16 protein-coding genes are annotated in these 15,903 nt (G+C 69.2%); 7 read left to right on the plus strand and 9 right to left on the minus strand.

What is annotated here, in order from left to right; translation table 11 throughout:
- The first annotated feature begins 88 nt into the window (after nucleotides 1-88).
- The 5 genes from OG332_RS21605 (at nucleotide 89) to trxA (ending at nucleotide 5,017) form a co-directional block, all read left to right on the plus strand.
- Complete coding sequence (locus tag OG332_RS21605) at nucleotides 89-1,804, plus strand: protein kinase family protein (RefSeq protein ID WP_327415013.1); 1,716 nt, start codon at nucleotides 89-91, stop codon at nucleotides 1,802-1,804.
- A gap of 108 nt (nucleotides 1,805-1,912) precedes the next feature.
- Complete coding sequence (gene sigM, locus OG332_RS21610) at nucleotides 1,913-2,608, plus strand: RNA polymerase sigma factor SigM (RefSeq protein WP_327415014.1); 696 nt, start codon at nucleotides 1,913-1,915, stop codon at nucleotides 2,606-2,608.
- Entirely contained in the window at nucleotides 2,605-3,540 is a 936-nt protein-coding gene (locus OG332_RS21615) for an anti-sigma factor family protein (RefSeq protein ID WP_327415015.1), read from the plus strand. Before sigM ends, OG332_RS21615 begins: the two co-directional genes overlap by 4 nt.
- 124 nt (nucleotides 3,541-3,664) lie before the next feature.
- Complete coding sequence (gene trxB / locus OG332_RS21620; RefSeq protein WP_327415016.1) at nucleotides 3,665-4,624, plus strand: thioredoxin-disulfide reductase; 960 nt, start codon at nucleotides 3,665-3,667, stop codon at nucleotides 4,622-4,624.
- Between the two features lie 51 nt (nucleotides 4,625-4,675).
- Nucleotides 4,676-5,017 (plus strand): thioredoxin, encoded by a 342-nt coding sequence (gene trxA / locus OG332_RS21625; protein WP_327415017.1) that lies wholly within the window; start codon nucleotides 4,676-4,678, stop codon nucleotides 5,015-5,017.
- Nucleotides 5,018-5,079: 62 nt separating this feature from the next.
- Here trxA and OG332_RS21630 read toward each other — a convergent pair whose 3' ends face one another.
- From OG332_RS21630 to rpmH, 9 genes are all read right to left on the minus strand, one after another.
- Nucleotides 5,080-5,697, minus strand: a complete 618-nt coding sequence (locus tag OG332_RS21630) for a GNAT family N-acetyltransferase (RefSeq protein WP_327415018.1) — start codon at nucleotides 5,695-5,697, stop codon at nucleotides 5,080-5,082.
- A gap of 102 nt (nucleotides 5,698-5,799) precedes the next feature.
- The gene (locus OG332_RS21635) at nucleotides 5,800-6,891 is read right to left on the minus strand and encodes a ParB/RepB/Spo0J family partition protein (RefSeq protein ID WP_327415019.1); all 1,092 of its coding nucleotides are present in this window, start codon (nucleotides 6,889-6,891) and stop codon (nucleotides 5,800-5,802) included.
- Nucleotides 6,888-7,976 (minus strand): ParA family protein, encoded by a 1,089-nt coding sequence (locus OG332_RS21640; RefSeq protein WP_327415020.1) that lies wholly within the window; start codon nucleotides 7,974-7,976, stop codon nucleotides 6,888-6,890. Before OG332_RS21640 ends, OG332_RS21635 begins: the two co-directional genes overlap by 4 nt.
- Nucleotides 7,977-8,251: 275 nt before the next feature.
- The gene (gene rsmG, locus OG332_RS21645; RefSeq protein ID WP_030707721.1) at nucleotides 8,252-8,968 is read right to left on the minus strand and encodes a 16S rRNA (guanine(527)-N(7))-methyltransferase RsmG; all 717 of its coding nucleotides are present in this window, start codon (nucleotides 8,966-8,968) and stop codon (nucleotides 8,252-8,254) included.
- 131 nt (nucleotides 8,969-9,099) lie between these two features.
- Nucleotides 9,100-9,612, minus strand: a complete 513-nt coding sequence (locus tag OG332_RS21650) for a Jag family protein (protein ID WP_030008408.1) — start codon at nucleotides 9,610-9,612, stop codon at nucleotides 9,100-9,102.
- 15 nt (nucleotides 9,613-9,627) lie between these two features.
- Nucleotides 9,628-10,731, minus strand: coding sequence for a membrane protein insertase YidC (yidC, locus tag OG332_RS21655; RefSeq protein WP_327415021.1), 1,104 nt, complete (start codon nucleotides 10,729-10,731; stop codon nucleotides 9,628-9,630).
- Nucleotides 10,732-10,734: 3 nt separating this feature from the next.
- Nucleotides 10,735-11,016, minus strand: a complete 282-nt coding sequence (yidD, locus tag OG332_RS21660; protein WP_076043740.1) for a membrane protein insertion efficiency factor YidD — start codon at nucleotides 11,014-11,016, stop codon at nucleotides 10,735-10,737.
- Nucleotides 11,013-11,387: a ribonuclease P protein component gene (gene rnpA, locus OG332_RS21665; protein ID WP_078848045.1), complete on the minus strand. Its 375-nt coding sequence runs from the start codon at nucleotides 11,385-11,387 to the stop codon at nucleotides 11,013-11,015. The genes yidD and rnpA overlap by 4 nt, the downstream gene beginning before the upstream one ends.
- A gap of 21 nt (nucleotides 11,388-11,408) precedes the next feature.
- Nucleotides 11,409-11,546 (minus strand): 50S ribosomal protein L34, encoded by a 138-nt coding sequence (gene rpmH, locus OG332_RS21670; protein WP_008741645.1) that lies wholly within the window; start codon nucleotides 11,544-11,546, stop codon nucleotides 11,409-11,411.
- A gap of 356 nt (nucleotides 11,547-11,902) precedes the next feature.
- Here rpmH and dnaA point away from each other — a divergent pair, with 356 nt between their 5' ends.
- A complete protein-coding gene (gene dnaA, locus OG332_RS21675) occupies nucleotides 11,903-13,690 on the plus strand; it encodes a chromosomal replication initiator protein DnaA (RefSeq protein ID WP_327415022.1) in 1,788 nt (595 codons plus the stop codon).
- Nucleotides 13,691-14,565: 875 nt separating this feature from the next.
- Nucleotides 14,566-15,696 (plus strand): DNA polymerase III subunit beta, encoded by a 1,131-nt coding sequence (dnaN, locus tag OG332_RS21680; protein ID WP_327415023.1) that lies wholly within the window; start codon nucleotides 14,566-14,568, stop codon nucleotides 15,694-15,696.
- The last annotated feature ends 207 nt before the right edge of the window (nucleotides 15,697-15,903 follow it).

The raw sequence follows: 15,903 nt of genomic DNA on the forward strand, positions 1-15,903 counted from the left end.
TCGTGCATAGCGTCGGACTGTGGGCACAATTGGCATGGCTTCGCAGAGTGGCCTACAGCGCGCAACGGATGGGGAGGCAGGAACGACGGTGGCGGAACGTAGCACGGCTGCCGTCGACGTGGCCGACAACGGCGGCGATGAGCCGCTGGCCGCGCAAGCGGCAAAGGCCACGTCCGACGGGGTGGACACCCAGAACGGACGAGCCGCGGACGGACCCATGCCCGACAAGGACGGCGAACGCACGAAGGCGGCCCCCGCGGCCGCACCCGAACCCCACAGCGGCCACAAACTCGCCAGACGCTACCGGCTGGAAGAGTGCGTCACCCGTGTGGACGGATTCAGCAGCTGGCGCGCGATGGACGAGAAACTGCGGCGTGCCGTGGGCGTCCACCTGATGCCCGCCGACCACGCGCGGGCACGGTCCGTCCTGGCTGCCGCGCGCTCCTCCGCCCTCCTCGGCGACCCCCGGTTCGTCCAGGTCCTCGACGCCGTGGAGGAGAACGACCTCGTCTACGTCGTCCACGAGTGGCTGCCCGACGCGACCGAGCTCACCGCGGTCCTCGCCGCAGGCCCCCTGGAGCCCCACGAGGCCTATCAGCTCGTCAGCCAGGTCTCCCAGGCCATGGCCGCCGCGCACCGCGAAGGACTGGCCCATCTGCGGCTGACGCCCAGCGCGATACTGCGCACCTCCACGGGCCAGTACCGCATCCGCGGCCTCGCCGTGAACGCCGCCCTGCGCGGCATCACCAGCGAGACCCCGCAGCGCGCCGACACCGAGGCCATCGGCGCCCTCCTGTACGCCGCCCTCACCCAGCGCTGGCCGTACGAGAGCGACGCCTACGGCCTCACCGGCCTGCCCAAGGGCGTGGGCCTGATCGCCCCCGACCAGGTGCGCGCCGGCGTCCACCGGGGCCTGGGCGAACTCGCCATGCGGGCACTCGCCAACGACGGGGCCACCGCCTCTCGCCAGGAGCCCGCCTGCACCAGCCCGGAGGAGCTGGCCAAGGCCGTCGCCGCGATGCCCCGCATCCGGCCGCCGGAGCCCGCCTTCACGGCCCCGCCGGAGTACCAGCACACGACCTACCAGCAGGGCAGCTACGGCCGTCCCACGCCTCCCGGATCGGCCACCGCCCAGGTGCGGCCCGTCCCGCCGCCGCCTCCCCCTCTGCAGAGCCGTACGGGCCGGGCCCTCAAGTGGGGTGTCGCCGCCCTGCTCATCGCCGCCCTCGGCCTGGGCAGCTGGCAACTGGCCGACGCTCTCCTGGAGCACGGCACCCAGAAGGGCAACAGCGGCACCAACAACACCAAGACGGGCACCCAGGACAACCCGAAGCAGAGCGAGCCCGGAAAGGCCCTGCCGATCCAGGACGTCTCCGTCCTCGGGGGCTCGGTGCAGCCCCTCCAGGCCCCGAGGACCATCGACAACAACCCCGAAACCGCCTGGATCACCAAGGAGTACTACAACTACCCCGACTTCGGCCGTCTGGAGCAGGAGAACAACGGCAGCGGCATCATCGTCGACCTGGGCGAACTGAAGAACGTGACCGGGCTCGACATCGACATGTACGCGCCCGGGCAGACGGTCGAGGTCCTCGCCGCCGCCGCGGATGCCACCCATCCCGGCACCGTCGGCGCCTTCACCCAGAGGCTCACCGAGCTGAAGCGCGCGGAGAAGAAGCTCCAGGCCACGTTCGACACTCCGGTCCGTACGCGCTACGTGCTGATCCACGTCACCGAACTGCCCCCTTCCGGCGGGGGCTACCGGGGTGGAATCAGCGAGATCAAGGTGCTCGGACCGGCCTAGTGAGCACGCCCGTCTCGGCTGCGCGCGGCCCGCTGCGGCCGGGCCGCGTGATTCTTTACGCGCCCGGCCGACGCACCTAGTCTCCATCCGGGGAGGAAGCAGGGTGTGATGCGAGAAGGAACCACGGAAGGCAGCGACGACCAGGAACTCCTGGCCGCGCACGTGGCCGGCGACCCCGATGCGTTCGGGGAACTCGTGCGGCGGCACCGGGACCGGTTGTGGGCCGTGGCCCTGCGGACCCTCGGCGACCGCGAGGAGGCCGCGGACGCCGTGCAGGACGCCCTGGTCTCCGCCTACCGGGCCGCCCACACCTTCCGCGGGGAATCCGCCGTCACCACCTGGCTGCACCGCATCACCGTGAACGCCTGCCTCGACCGTGCCCGCAAGGCCGCCACCCGCAGAACCTCGCCCCTCGACGACACGGAGCGCCTGGAGCGGCTCCTGGAGCCCCACGAATCCGCCGAGGCCCCCGCGGAGCGCCAGGACCTCCACCGCCAGCTCCTGGCCGCCCTGGGCACCCTCCCGGCCGACCAGCGGGCCGCGCTCGTCCTCGTCGACATGCAGGGATACCCCGTCGCGGAAGCCGCCCGCATCCTGGAGGTCCCCACCGGCACCGTGAAGAGCCGGTGCGCCCGCGGCCGGGCGAAACTCGTCCCCCTCCTCACTCATCTGCGCACGAATGCCGGGGATAACACCGCCACCGAGCGGGGAAGGAACCGGACGCCGGGTCCACCCGTCCCACCAGCGGCAGAACCCAGGCATCCAGACCCAGACGCTGTGAAGGGCGGAGGTGGACGACCGTGAGCCCCACAACCGGCACGACTGGCACGACCGGCACGATCCGGCACCCGGACGTCTCGGAGATCTCCGACCTGACCGAAGGTCTCCTCTCCCCGTCCCGTACCGCCGAAGTCCGCCGTCACCTCGGTGACTGCGCCCTGTGCGCCGACGTCCATGCCTCCCTGGAGGAGATCCGCGGGCTTCTCGGCACCCTCCCGGGGCCGGCCCGGATGCCCGCCGACATCGCCGGCCGCATCGACGCGGCCCTCGCCGCCGAGGCCCTCCTCGACTCGACCCAGCCCCGGGTCCAGGCCGCACCGGCCGTCCGGCCGCGCACGCCGGACCGCGATGTTTCACGTGAAACATCGCCCGCCGGTCACCCGACCGGCCCAACCGGCCCGGGCAGACGCCGTGCCCGCCGCCGGATCGCCGTGCTCTCGGGCCTGGCCGGAGCCGCCGCCTGCGCCCTCGGCCTCTTCCTGTTCGGCGACTTCTCCGGCGCCCCCACCAGCGACACCTCCGCCCGCACCGAGGCCTCGGACTCCGCGGCCCAGCCGCCTGCGGCCGCCTCGGCCGACGGCGCGTACACCGCACAGGGGCTCCAGGACAGCGTGCGACAGCTCATGACCCCCGCCCCGGGTGCCAAGACCACTCCGGGGGAGCAGAACAACACCTACGGCATGGAGAACACCGCTCCCGCCCCGGGAGTCGCGCCCGGTGACAAGCGGGCAGCACCTCCCGTCCCCGCCTGCGTCCAGAACGCCACCGGCCGCGCCGACTCCCTGCTCGCCGCCGAGCGGGGCACCTATCAGGGCACCGCGGTGTACCTCCTCGTCCTGCCGCACCCGGCCGACTCCTCGCGTGTGGACGCCTACCTCGTCGACACGGGCTGCGAGAACACCGGTTCGGCCACCCCGGGAAAGGTCCTCTTGACGCGTACCTACCCCAGGGGCTGACACGTTCAGGTCCACGGTGGGGCGGGTGGGGAATGCATGCGCCGTAGGATCCGTTGGGTGGGGTGAGAGTCCGCACCGGCCCCCGGTAGGCAGCACGCAGTCCGCAGAGACGAGGAAGAAACCCGTGAGCGACGTACGAAACGTGATCATCATCGGATCCGGGCCGGCCGGTTACACCGCCGCCCTGTACACCGCACGCGCTTCGCTCAAGCCCCTGGTCTTCGAAGGTGCCGTCACCGCCGGTGGCGCCCTGATGAACACCACCGAGGTGGAGAACTTCCCGGGCTTCCAGGACGGGATCATGGGCCCGGACCTCATGGACAACATGCGGGGTCAGGCCGAGCGGTTCGGCGCCGAGCTCGTCCCGGACGACATCGTGGCCGTGGACCTCACCGGTGAGATCAAGACCGTCACCGACACCGCCGGCACCGTGCACCGCGCCAAGGCCGTCATCGTCACCACCGGCTCCCAGCACCGCAAGCTCGGCCTGCCCAACGAGGACGCCCTCTCCGGCCGCGGCGTCTCCTGGTGCGCCACGTGCGACGGGTTCTTCTTCAAGGACCACGACATCGCCGTCGTCGGCGGCGGCGACACCGCGATCGAGGAGGCAACCTTCCTCTCGCGCTTCGCCAAGTCCGTCACGATCGTCCACCGCCGCGACAGCCTGCGCGCCTCGAAGGCCATGCAGGACCGCGCCTTTGCCGACCCGAAGATCAAGTTCGCCTGGGACAGCGAGGTCGCCGAGATCCACGGCGAGCAGAAGCTCTCCAGCCTCACCCTGCGCAACACCAAGACCGGTGAGACCTCCGCGCTGCCCGTGACCGGCCTGTTCATCGCCGTCGGCCACGACCCGCGCACCGAGCTGTTCAAGGACCAGCTGGACCTCGACGACGAGGGCTACCTCAAGGTCGACGCGCCCTCCACCCGGACCAGCATCACCGGCGTGTTCGGCGCCGGCGACGTCGTGGACCACACGTACCGTCAGGCCATCACCGCTGCGGGCACCGGTTGCTCCGCCGCCCTCGACGCCGAGCGCTTCCTCGCCGTCCTCGCGGACGCCGAGAAGGCCCACGCGACGGTCTGACCCCCACGCCCCCACCCCACACACCCCGCAGGAATGAAGAAGGAGGCCGCTGTGGCCGGCACCCTCAAGAACGTGACCGACGCTGACTTCGATGCCGAGGTCCTCAGGAGCGACAAGCCCGTACTGGTCGACTTCTGGGCCGAATGGTGCGGACCGTGCCGCCAGATCGCGCCGTCCCTCGAGGCCATCGCCGCCGAGTACGGCGACCAGATCGAGATCGTCAAGCTCAACATCGACCAGAACCCGGCCACGGCTGCCAAGTACGGCGTCATGTCCATCCCGACGCTGAACGTCTACCAGGGCGGCGAGGTCGCCAAGACGATCGTCGGTGCCAAGCCGAAGGCCGCCATCCTGCGTGACCTCTCGGACTTCGTCGAGGTCAAGACCGCCTGACGTTCCACGTGAAACGGGGCCGCCCCTCCTGGGGCGGCCCCGTTTCGCACATCCCCTCCCGCTCAGAGGGGACGCAAGGCCGGCTCCTTGCGCGCCGCGCCCAACAGCCGGTCCAGCGCCAGCTCCACGTCTTCCTTCCAGGACAGCGTCGACCGCAGTTCGAGGCGCAGCCGCGGATGCACCGGGTGCGGTCGCACGGTCTTGAAGCCCACCGCCAGCAGATGGTCCGCGGGCAGCAGACAGGCCGGACCATCCCACCCCGCATCCCCGAAGGCCTCGATCGCCCGGAATCCGCGCCGCAGCAGATCCTTCGCCACCGTCTGCACCATGACCCGCCCCAGGCCCTGCCCCTGATACCCCGGCATGATCCACGCGGTGATCAGCTGCACCGCATCCGGCGAGACCGGACTGGTCGGAAACGCGGTGGCCCGGGGCACGTACGCCGGCGGCGCGTACAGCACGAACCCCACCGGAACCTCGTCCACATAGACCACGCGGCCGCAGGATCCCCACTCCAGAAGGACAGCGGAGATCCACGCCTCCTTCTCCAGTGCCGGAGTCCCCGCCTTCACGGCGGCCTCACCACTGACCGGATCCAGTTCCCAGAACACGCAGGACCGGCAACGACGCGGCAAGTCCTGGAGGTTGTCCAGCGTGAGCGGTACCAGCCGACGACCCATGACCGCATCGTATCCACTGGCCCTTCGTTCTTCGACAGCAAAGCGAAGGGGCGGACCGCGCCGGTTCACACCGGCACGACCCGCCCCTCGGCAGCCCTGGGATCACTCCCCGGAAAGACCCTGCTCCAGCACCCGGCCCTCGCCCGGCGCCAGCGTTCCCAGAATCCGCTCCAGATCCTCCATCGACGCGAACTCGACGGTGATCTTGCCCTTCTTCTGGCCCAGGTCCACCTTCACCCGCGTCTCGAACCGGTCCGACAGCCGCGTCGCCAGTTCGCTGAGCGCCGGAGCCACCCGGGTACCCGCGCGCGGGCCCTTCGGCTTCACCGCACTCGAAGGCTCCGAGGCCATCAGCGTCACGATCTCCTCGACCGCACGCACCGACAGGCCCTCGGCCACGATCCGGTGCGCCAGCCGGTCCTGCTCCTCTGAGTCGTCGACCGAAAGCAGCGCCCGTGCATGCCCGGCCGACAGCACACCCGCGGCCACCCGGCGCTGCACCGACGGCGACAGCTTCAGCAGCCGCAGCGTGTTCGACACCTGGGGGCGCGAGCGCCCGATCCGGTCGGCCAGCTGGTCGTGGGTGCAGTTGAAGTCCTTGAGCAGCTGGTCATAGGCCGCAGCCTCTTCCAGCGGGTTCAGCTGGGCCCGGTGCAGGTTCTCCAGCAGCGCGTCCAGCAGCAGCTTCTCGTCGTCCGTCGCCCGGATGATCGCCGGGATGGCGTCCAGCCCGGCCTCCCGGCAGGCACGCCAGCGCCGCTCACCCATGATCAGCTCATAGCGGCCCGGAGCCGACTGCCGCACCACCACCGGCTGGAGCAGGCCCACCTCCTGGATGGAGGTCACCAGCTCGGCGAGCGCGTCCTCGTCGAACACGTCACGCGGCTGGCGCGGGTTCGGCGTGATCGCGTCCATCGGGAGCTCCGCGAACGTCGCTCCCGCCACCACATTGGTCTCGGCCGCCACCGGTTCCGGCTCTTGTGCCGGGACGACCGCCAGCGATGTTTCACGTGAAACATCCGCCTGCGCCAGGGAGGCGAGCTTCGCCGCCGCGATCCCACGCTCCGAAGTCATGACCGGCACCGCCGACGGAGACGTCGAACCGGAACTGATCACCGGCGGCGTCTTCTCCTGCGGGGCCGCGGGGATCAGCGCACCGAGCCCCCGCCCCAGACCTCTACGTCGCTCACTCACTGGATCCCCTCCGCCACACTCTGCGTGCTGTTCATGCCCGGGCCCAGATGGGCCTGCTGGGCGTCGTACTGCATTCCGACCCCTCGATACGCGATCTCTCGCGCCGCCTCCAGATAGGAGAGGGAACCACTGGAACCCGGGTCGTAGGTGAGCACCGTCTGGCCATAGCTCGGCGCCTCGGAAATGCGCACCGACCTGGGGATGCTCGTCCGCAGCACCTCCTTGCCGAAGTGGCTGCGCACCTCCTCCGCCACCTGCGAGGCCAGCCGGGTCCTGCCGTCGTACATCGTCAGCAGGATGGTCGACACATGCAGCGTCGGGTTGAGGTGGGCCCTCACCAGATCGACATTGCGCAGCAGCTGGCCCAAGCCCTCCAGCGCGTAGTACTCACACTGGATCGGGATCAGCACCTCCGCGCCGGCCACCAGCGCGTTCACCGTGAGCAGCCCGAGCGAGGGAGGACAGTCGATCAGGATGTAGTCGAGGGGCTGGTGGTACGCCTGGATCGCCCGCTGCAGCCGGCTTTCCCGCGCCACGAGCGACACCAGCTCGATCTCCGCGCCCGCCAGATCGATCGTGGCCGGAGCACAGAACAGCCCCTCCACATCCACGACCGGCTGGACGACCTCCAGGAGAGGCCGGCTGTCCACGAGCACGTCGTAGATCGACGGCACATCCGCATGGTGGTCGATGCCCAGGGCCGTGGAGGCATTGCCCTGCGGGTCGAGGTCGACCACCAGGACCCGCGCCCCGTGCAGGGCCAGCGAGGCCGCCAGGTTCACGGTCGTCGTGGTCTTGCCCACGCCGCCCTTCTGGTTGGCGACCACGATGACCCGGGTCTGCTCCGGCCGGGGCAGCCGTTCGCCGGTGCGCCCCAGCGCCTCGACCGCCAGCTGGGCGGCTCGGCCGATGGGGGTGTCGTTGTCTACAAGCGGGGGAGGCAATGTTTCACGTGAAACATCCTCACCCGCCGATTCAGAGCGGGGACCGGGGACCGGATCGGCCATCGGCCCCGCGAGGTTGGCGTCGGACCGCACGGTGTCACTCTCCTCGACATCAGGCTCGCGATGAACAGAGCCTGCCATGTCACCCGGGTCGCGAACCAGCGGGGCCCGTACTCCTGTGGATGAATCCACCGATGTGGACAACTCCGTCCCCCTTGCGTCCTTGCGGTGAAGGGGCGACGCAGCCGCACGACCGCGGCTGATGATTCCGTGCAGCAGAGAGCGACGTTTCACGTGAAACACGATGCCCGGACAGTGCCCAGACAGGGTCTTCAGACCGCTACGACACTCCGAAATCCATACCTATAGGGCCCAACAGAGACAAAATCTCCGCCGGGCCCCCACACCTCAGACAATCAACGGCGCCGACGGGTGCGTCCCACCCGGGCCGCCTTAGCCCGCTTGGCCGCGAACCTCACCCCACCGGGGCTCTCTCCGACCTCGACCCGGACCACCGTCGACAACGGGTCCACCAGACCCTCGCCCACGTGCAGCACCGAGGTCTTCACCACACCGAGCTTCGCCAGTGCGGTCTTGGCCGACACCAGCTCCTCTTCGGCGGTGTCGCCCTTGAGCGCCAGCATCTCCCCGTACGGACGCAGCAGGGGCACGCCCCAGCCGGCCAGCCGGTCCAGCGGAGCCACGGCACGCGCCGTCACCACGTGCACGGGCTGCACCTTGCCGAGAACCTCCTCGGCCCGCCCGCGCACCACCGTGACGTGGTCCAGGCCCAGCAGCTCCACGGCCTCCTGGAGGAAGGTCGTCCGCCGCAGCAGCGGTTCGAGCAGAGTAATCTTGAGATCCCGGCGCACCAGCGCCAGCGGGATGCCGGGCAGACCGGCGCCCGAACCCACGTCGCACACGGTGACGCCCTGGGGCACCACCTCCGACAGCACAGCGCAGTTCAGCAGGTGCCGCTCCCACAGCCGCGGCACCTCGCGCGGCCCGATCAGGCCCCGCTTGACTCCCGCGTCCGCCAGCAGCTCCGCATACCGCACAGCTTCCGGGAAAAACTCACCGAACACCGCGCGCGCCTCTTCAGGCGCCGGGGGAAGCTCAGCTGCCTCCGTCACGGGGACCGTCCTTCCGTACCGCATGGTTCTGGAAAAACCACGTCTTCAAGATGCCGCGTCATTCACATGCCAGGCTGACAAACATCGGCCCCGCCTGCGACACAGACGGGGCCGAATACTCGCGCCAGGGGTCAGGCCGGGAGCACAACGACGAAGCGCTGCGGCTCCTCGCCCTCGGACTCGCTCCGCAGACCGGCGGCCGCCACGGCGTCGTGGACGACCTTCCGCTCGAACGGGGTCATCGGGGCCAGCTTCAGCGGCTCGCCCGAGGCCTTCACGTCCGCCGCCGCCTGGGCGCCCAGCGCCGCCAGCTCCTCGCGCTTCTTCGCACGGAACCCGGCGATGTCCAGCATCAGCCGGCTGCGGTCCCCGGTCTCCCGGTGCACGGCGAGGCGGGTCAGCTCCTGCAGAGCCTCCAGAACCTCACCGTCGCGGCCCACGAGCTTCTGCAGATCACGGCTGGCGGAGTCACTGACAATCGACACCGCGGCCCGGTCGGCCTCGACGTCCATGTCGATGTCGCCGTCCAGGTCGGCGATGTCCAGCAGACCCTCGAGGTAATCGGCCGCGATCTCACCCTCCTGCTCGAGGCGGGTCAGGGTGTCGCCACTCTCAGCGGCGGCGGTGGTGGTGCCTTCCGTCACGGGAGGGACTCCTTCTTACTTCTTGGGAGAGGGCTTGCTGGGCGTCTGACGCTGCGACTTCGACTGCCGCTTCGGCTGCTGCCGCTTCGCGACACCGCCGCTCGCCGCATCCGAATCCGCCGTGGCCTCGGAACTCTTGATCACGGAGCCGTCCGGCTGGGCGGCCAAGCCCTGCTTCGTCAGAGCCGTGATGAACTTCCGCTCGTTGTCGTTGCGGTCCGGGCCCTTGGCCACGATCGCCGCGACGATCTTCTTCTTGCTCCGGCCCTTGACGTCGCCGTGCGAGCCGATTTGCTTCAGCAGGCGGGTCAGGTACTGGTCCTGCGCCTTGCTGCCCGGCGTCGGGTTCTGGTTGATCACGTACATCTGCTGACCCATGGTCCACACGTTCGTGGTCAGCCAGTAGACGAGAACACCGACGGGGAAGTTGATGCCCATGACCGCGAAGATCACGGGGAAGATGTACATCAGCATCTTCTGCTGCTGCATGAACGGCGTCTTGACCGACAGGTCGACGTTCTTCTGCATCAGCTGGCGCTGGGTGTAGAACTGCGACAGCGACATCAGGATGATCATGATGGCGGTGACGATGCGCACATCGGTGATCGAGGCGTCCAGGCTGGCGGCCTTCGCGGCGCTGTCCGTGAACTTCGCCGCCAGCGGGGCGCCGAAAATGTGTGCCTGACGCGCACTGGCCAGCAGCGGACCGTCGATGTAACCGATCTCTTTGCCGCTGGCGATGCTCGCGAGCACGCTGTAGAGCGCGAAGAAGAACGGGGACTGCGCCAGGATGGGAAGGCACGAGGAGAGCGGGTTGGTGCCCGTCTCCTTGTAGAGCTTCATCATCTCTTCGGACTGGCGCTGCTTGTCGTTCTTGTAGCGCTCCTGGATCGCCTTCATCTTCGGCTGGAGCGCCTGCATGCCCCGCGTCGCCTTGATCTGCTTCACGAAGAGCGGGATCAGGCAGATACGGATCAGGACCACCAGGGACACGATGGACAGGCCCCAGGCCCACCCGCTGTCCGGCCCGAAGACCGCCCCGTACAAGCTGTGGAACTGGACGATGATCCACGACACGGGTGTGGTGATAAAGCTGAACAGACTGGCAATCGTGTCCACTAATCAGGCTCCTTGAGCATTGCGAGATCTACGCAACGCACTGCGCAGCTGCTCGTGCCAACGCGGGCGTTTACGGGGTGGGACGTGGTCCACACCACCCGGGGACCACGGATTGCACCGCAGGATCCGCCAGGCGGTCAGGGCCGTCCCCTTCACCGCACCATGCCGGTCGATGGCGGTGTACCCGTAGTGCGAACACGACGGGTAGTACCGGCACACCGGGCCGAGCAGCGGACTGATCGTCCACTGGTACAGCTTGATCAAAGCGAGCAGCGGGTACTTCATCGAGCCACGCCTCCCAGGAGCCGCACCAGAGCGGCATCCAGGTCCCGGGCCAGTTCGTCGGGGCCGGCATCGCCCGCTCCGGGCAACGCACGTACCACCACCAGGCTACCGGCGGGCAGCTGAGACAGCCGCTCCCGGACCAGATGCCGAAGACGGCGCTTCACCCGGTTACGTATGACGGCGTTGCCGACAGCCTTGCTGACGACGAAACCCGCACGCGACGAGGGATCGATCTCCCCCGACTCGTGCGGGTCCGTTGCACCGCTTGTACGTAGGTGGACGACGAGGAGCGGGCGACCAGCCCGACGACCTCGACGTACCGCGCTCGCGAAGTCCTCGCGCCGCCTCAGCCGATTTTCGGGAGACAGCACGACGTCACGACCTGCGTGTGGTTACGCGGAAAGGGCGGCGCGGCCCTTGCCACGACGGTTCGCGAGGATGGCGCGACCGGCACGGGTACGCATCCGGAGACGGAAGCCGTGGGTCTTGGCACGACGGCGGTTGTTCGGCTGGAAGGTGCGCTTGCTCACTCGGGGGCTCCAGAGAATGAATCGTTGTGGCGGGACATCGCCTGGCTGTCACCGTGCGCCCACGAGGAAACTCGCGTGTTCGCCCGAGTGGCACCGCTAAATGATCACTATCAGTGACCTTCGCCCATCGGTAGGCAGGCGGCAGCAGCCATCGACAACTCGACCTCGTTACGGTACGCGCGGCTACGCCATCCGGTCAAACCGAGTCGACGTGGCCCCACACTGTGCACAGGCTGTGGACAACGACTTGAACCGTACCCGTTGGCCTGACTACCGTTGCCTGACCCCGGATTTTTTGTCCCGACCGTCCCAAAGAACCACACATTCGTGGGACCCCCTGTGAGAGAGCGTGCTCTGTGGCTGACGTACCTGCCGATCTTGCCGCAGTGTGGCCAAGGGTGCTCGAAAAGCTCCTCGGGGAGGGACAGCCGGGGATCGAGCCAAAAGACAAGCAGTGGGTCGAGAGGTGCCAGCCCCTGGCACTCGTCGCCGACACCGCACTGCTCGCCGTCCCCAACGAATGGGGCAAGCGCGTCCTCGAGGGCCGGCTCGCCCCGCTGATCAGCGACGCGCTGAGCCGCGAATGCGGCCGCCCCATCCGGATCGCCATCACCGTGGACGACTCCGCCGGCGAGCCCGCGCCGCCCTCCCCGCCCGCGCAGCAGCCCGGCCCGTACGAGCCGTACGGCGGCCAGCGCCCCGGCGGCGGCCCCGGCAACGGCGACGACCAGCTCCCCACCGCCCGCCCCGCCTACCCGGACTACCAGCAGCCGCGCCCCGAGCCCGGCGCCTGGCCCCGCGGCGGCCAGCAGGACGACTACGGCTGGCAGCAGCCCCGCCTCGGCGGTTTCCCCGAGCGCGACCCCTACGCCTCCCCGCAGCCGGGCTACCTCCAGCAGCCCGAGCCCTCCGGCTACGACCAGGGCTCCTACGAGCAGCAGAAGTACGAGCAGTCCCCGTACGAATCCCAGCAGCCCCATCAGTCGCACCAGTACGAGCAACAGAAGTACGAACAGCAGCAGTACGAGCAGCCCGCGCCGCGCCAGGCCCCCGGCCGGCCGGCCGCGCCCCCGGCCCCGTCCGGCGGCTCCACCTCGGGCCCGCTGGAGCCGACCGCCCGGCTGAACCCCAAGTACCTGTTCGACACCTTCGTCATCGGAGCCTCCAACCGCTTCGCGCACGCCGCCGCGGTGGCCGTCGCCGAAGCGCCGGCGAAGGCCTACAACCCCCTCTTCATCTATGGGGAGTCGGGCCTCGGCAAGACCCACCTGCTGCACGCCATCGGGCACTACGCGCGGAGCCTCTACCCCGGCACCCGCGTGCGGTACGTGAGCTCCGAGGAGTTCACCAACGAGTTCATCAACTCCATCCGCGACGGCAAGGGCGACGCGTTCCGCAAGCGCTACCGCGAGATGGACATCCTGCTCGTCGACGACATCCAGTTCCTCGCGAGCAAGGAGTCGACGCAGGAGGAGTTCTTCCACACCTTCAACACCCTCCACAACGCCAACAAGCAGATCGTGCTCTCCTCCGACCGGCCGCCCAAGCAGCTCGTCACCCTGGAGGACAGGCTCCGCAACCGCTTCGAGTGGGGCCTGATCACCGACGTCCAGCCGCCCGAGCTGGAGACCCGGATCGCGATCCTGCGCAAGAAGGCCGTCCAGGAGCAGCTCAACGCCCCGCCGGAGGTACTGGAGTTCATCGCCTCCCGCATCTCGCGCAACATCCGCGAGCTGGAGGGGGCGCTGATCCGGGTCACGGCCTTCGCGAGCCTCAACCGGCAGCCGGTCGACCTGGGCCTCACCGAGGACGTCCTGAAGAACCTGATCCCGGGCGGGGAGGACAGCGCCCCCGAGATCACCGCCTCCGACATCATGGCGGCCACCGCCGACTACTTCGGCCTGACCGTGGACGACCTGTGCGGCTCCTCGCGCAGCAGGGTCCTGGTGACCGCCCGGCAGATCGCCATGTACCTGTGCCGGGAGCTCACCGACCTGTCGCTGCCCAAGATCGGGGCGCAGTTCGGCGGCCGCGACCACACCACCGTGATGCACGCGGACCGCAAGATCCGCGCCCTGATGGCCGAACGGCGGTCCATCTACAACCAGGTCACCGAGCTCACCAACCGCATCAAGAACGGCTGAGAGCGGCCCCGTACCGCTCGCCCGGGGCCGCGCAAGGGCCCCTTCAAACGCTTACAGAGGGCGCTCCCGGACGACAACGGGGGCGCCCTTCTTCGTCCGCGCGCCCCTGACCTGTTCGAATACGCCCCCTGGGGAGCAAGTCATCCACAGATTCCGTGACTTTCTTCCGTCCACACCCTGGGGACGGGTTCCGTCGCCCACAATCTGTCCACAGGCATACGGGGTGAGGCTCCATCAGAGCAGGTCAGCACCCTGTGGAATTGTGCGCAAGCGTCATCCACAGGGTGTGGACAAACATTTCGTCCACAGGCCTGTCCACGACGTTGTCCACCGTCCCCCCACAGGTTCGCGCACCCTGTGCACAGGATCCGGTCTCTTCTCCACACCCTTGTCCACTGTTCGGCAACGCACCACCCCCTCTCACCGCCCGGAGTGAAAGCGGTCACACGGATGTAGACGTTTGGGTTGTGGAGTACCGGGGGAAAGCTGGGGACACACCTGTGGAGTAGTCGGGGTCCCCTGGGGACGGCCTGTGCAGAACTTTTCGTTCTCCACAGAGACACAGGGTTGTCCACCGGTGTCGCCCACAGGGTCGGTGGATAAAAAACGCGGTGTGACCTGCGAGAACGGGCTTATCCACCGTTTCCACAGGCCCTACTACTACCCCCATAGAGAGTGAGTCCGGTTTCGGTTTTCAAGCAGGTCCTGTGCACAACTCGTCGAGAGCCCGCTCCGCCGCCTCGCTCCCGACTTGACCGCCAGCCGCACCGACTGTCGGCGCCGTACGTCAGACTGGTCCCCGGCATCGGTCGAGGCATCGACGAGCCGACGACGAAGGCCGGCAGACGAGCGAGCAACAGCAGGAGGCGGTTCCGGTGAAGATCCGGGTGGAGCGCGACGTACTCGCGGAGGCGGTGGCCTGGGCTGCCCGTAGCCTCCCGGCCCGGCCGCCGGTGCCCGTTCTCGCGGGCCTGCTGCTGAAGGCCGAGGAAGGCACGCTGAGCCTCTCCGGCTTCGACTACGAGGTCTCGGCCCGCGTCTCCGTCGAGGCGGACGTCGAGGAGGACGGCACCGTCCTGGTCTCCGGCCGGCTGCTCGCCGACATCTGCCGCGCCCTCCCCAACCGCCCGGTCGAGATTTCCACAGACGGTGTACGGGCGACCGTGGTCTGCGGCTCCTCGCGGTTCACACTCCACACCCTGCCTGTGGAGGAGTACCCGGCCCTGCCGCAGATGCCCACCGCGACCGGCACCGTGCCCGGCGAGGTCTTCGCCTCCGCCGCCAAGCAGGTGGCCACCGCCGCCGGCCGTGACGACACGCTGCCCGTGCTGACCGGTGTCCGCATCGAGATCGAGGGCGACCGCGTCACCCTGGCCTCCACCGACCGCTACCGCTTCGCGGTCCGCGAGTTCCTGTGGAAGCCGGAGAACCCGGACGCGTCGGCCGTCGCCCTGGTGCCCGCCAAGACGCTCCAGGAGATCGCCAACTCCCTGACCAGCGGTGACACCGTGACCCTGGCGCTGTCCGGCTCGGGCGCGGGCGAAGGCCTGATCGGTTTCGAGGGCGCCGGCCGCCGCACCACCACCCGGCTGCTCGAGGGCGACCTGCCCAAGTACCGGACGCTCTTCCCGACCGAGTTCAACTCCGTCGCCGTGATCGAGACCGCGCCCTTCGTCGAGGCCGTCAAGCGCGTGGCCCTGGTGGCCGAGCGCAACACCCCGGTCCGCCTCAGCTTCGAGCAGGGGGTGCTGATCCTGGAGGCCGGCTCCTCCGACGATGCACAGGCTGTGGAGAGGGTCGACGCGCAGCTCGACGGCGACGACATCTCGATCGCCTTCAACCCGACCTTCCTGCTGGACGGCCTCAGCGCGATCGCCTCCCCGGTGGCCCAGCTGAGCTTCACCACGTCCACCAAGCCCGCTCTGCTCAGCGGCCGCCCGGCGGTCGACGCGGAGGCCGACGAGGCCTACAAGTACCTGATCATGCCGGTGCGCCTGTCCGGCTGACGCTCCACCTGTCGACGTCGGGCCCGGTCTCGCGCGCTGCGGGACCGGGCCCGACGTCGTCCACAGCCTGGGGAAGGCGCCGGGAAACCCCGCAGCCCGACCGGCCGGCATGGAGCGCCCGCAGGGCCCGCCGCCGCGGCCCGGCGTAGGCTCGGATCCGGTGGGCGACCCCCTGCGCGTCCGGCGAGGACACGGCCGGGGAAGCCC

The sequence above is a fragment of the Streptomyces sp. NBC_01233 genome, assembly GCF_035989305.1.
GTDB lineage: Bacteria > Actinomycetota > Actinomycetes > Streptomycetales > Streptomycetaceae > Streptomyces.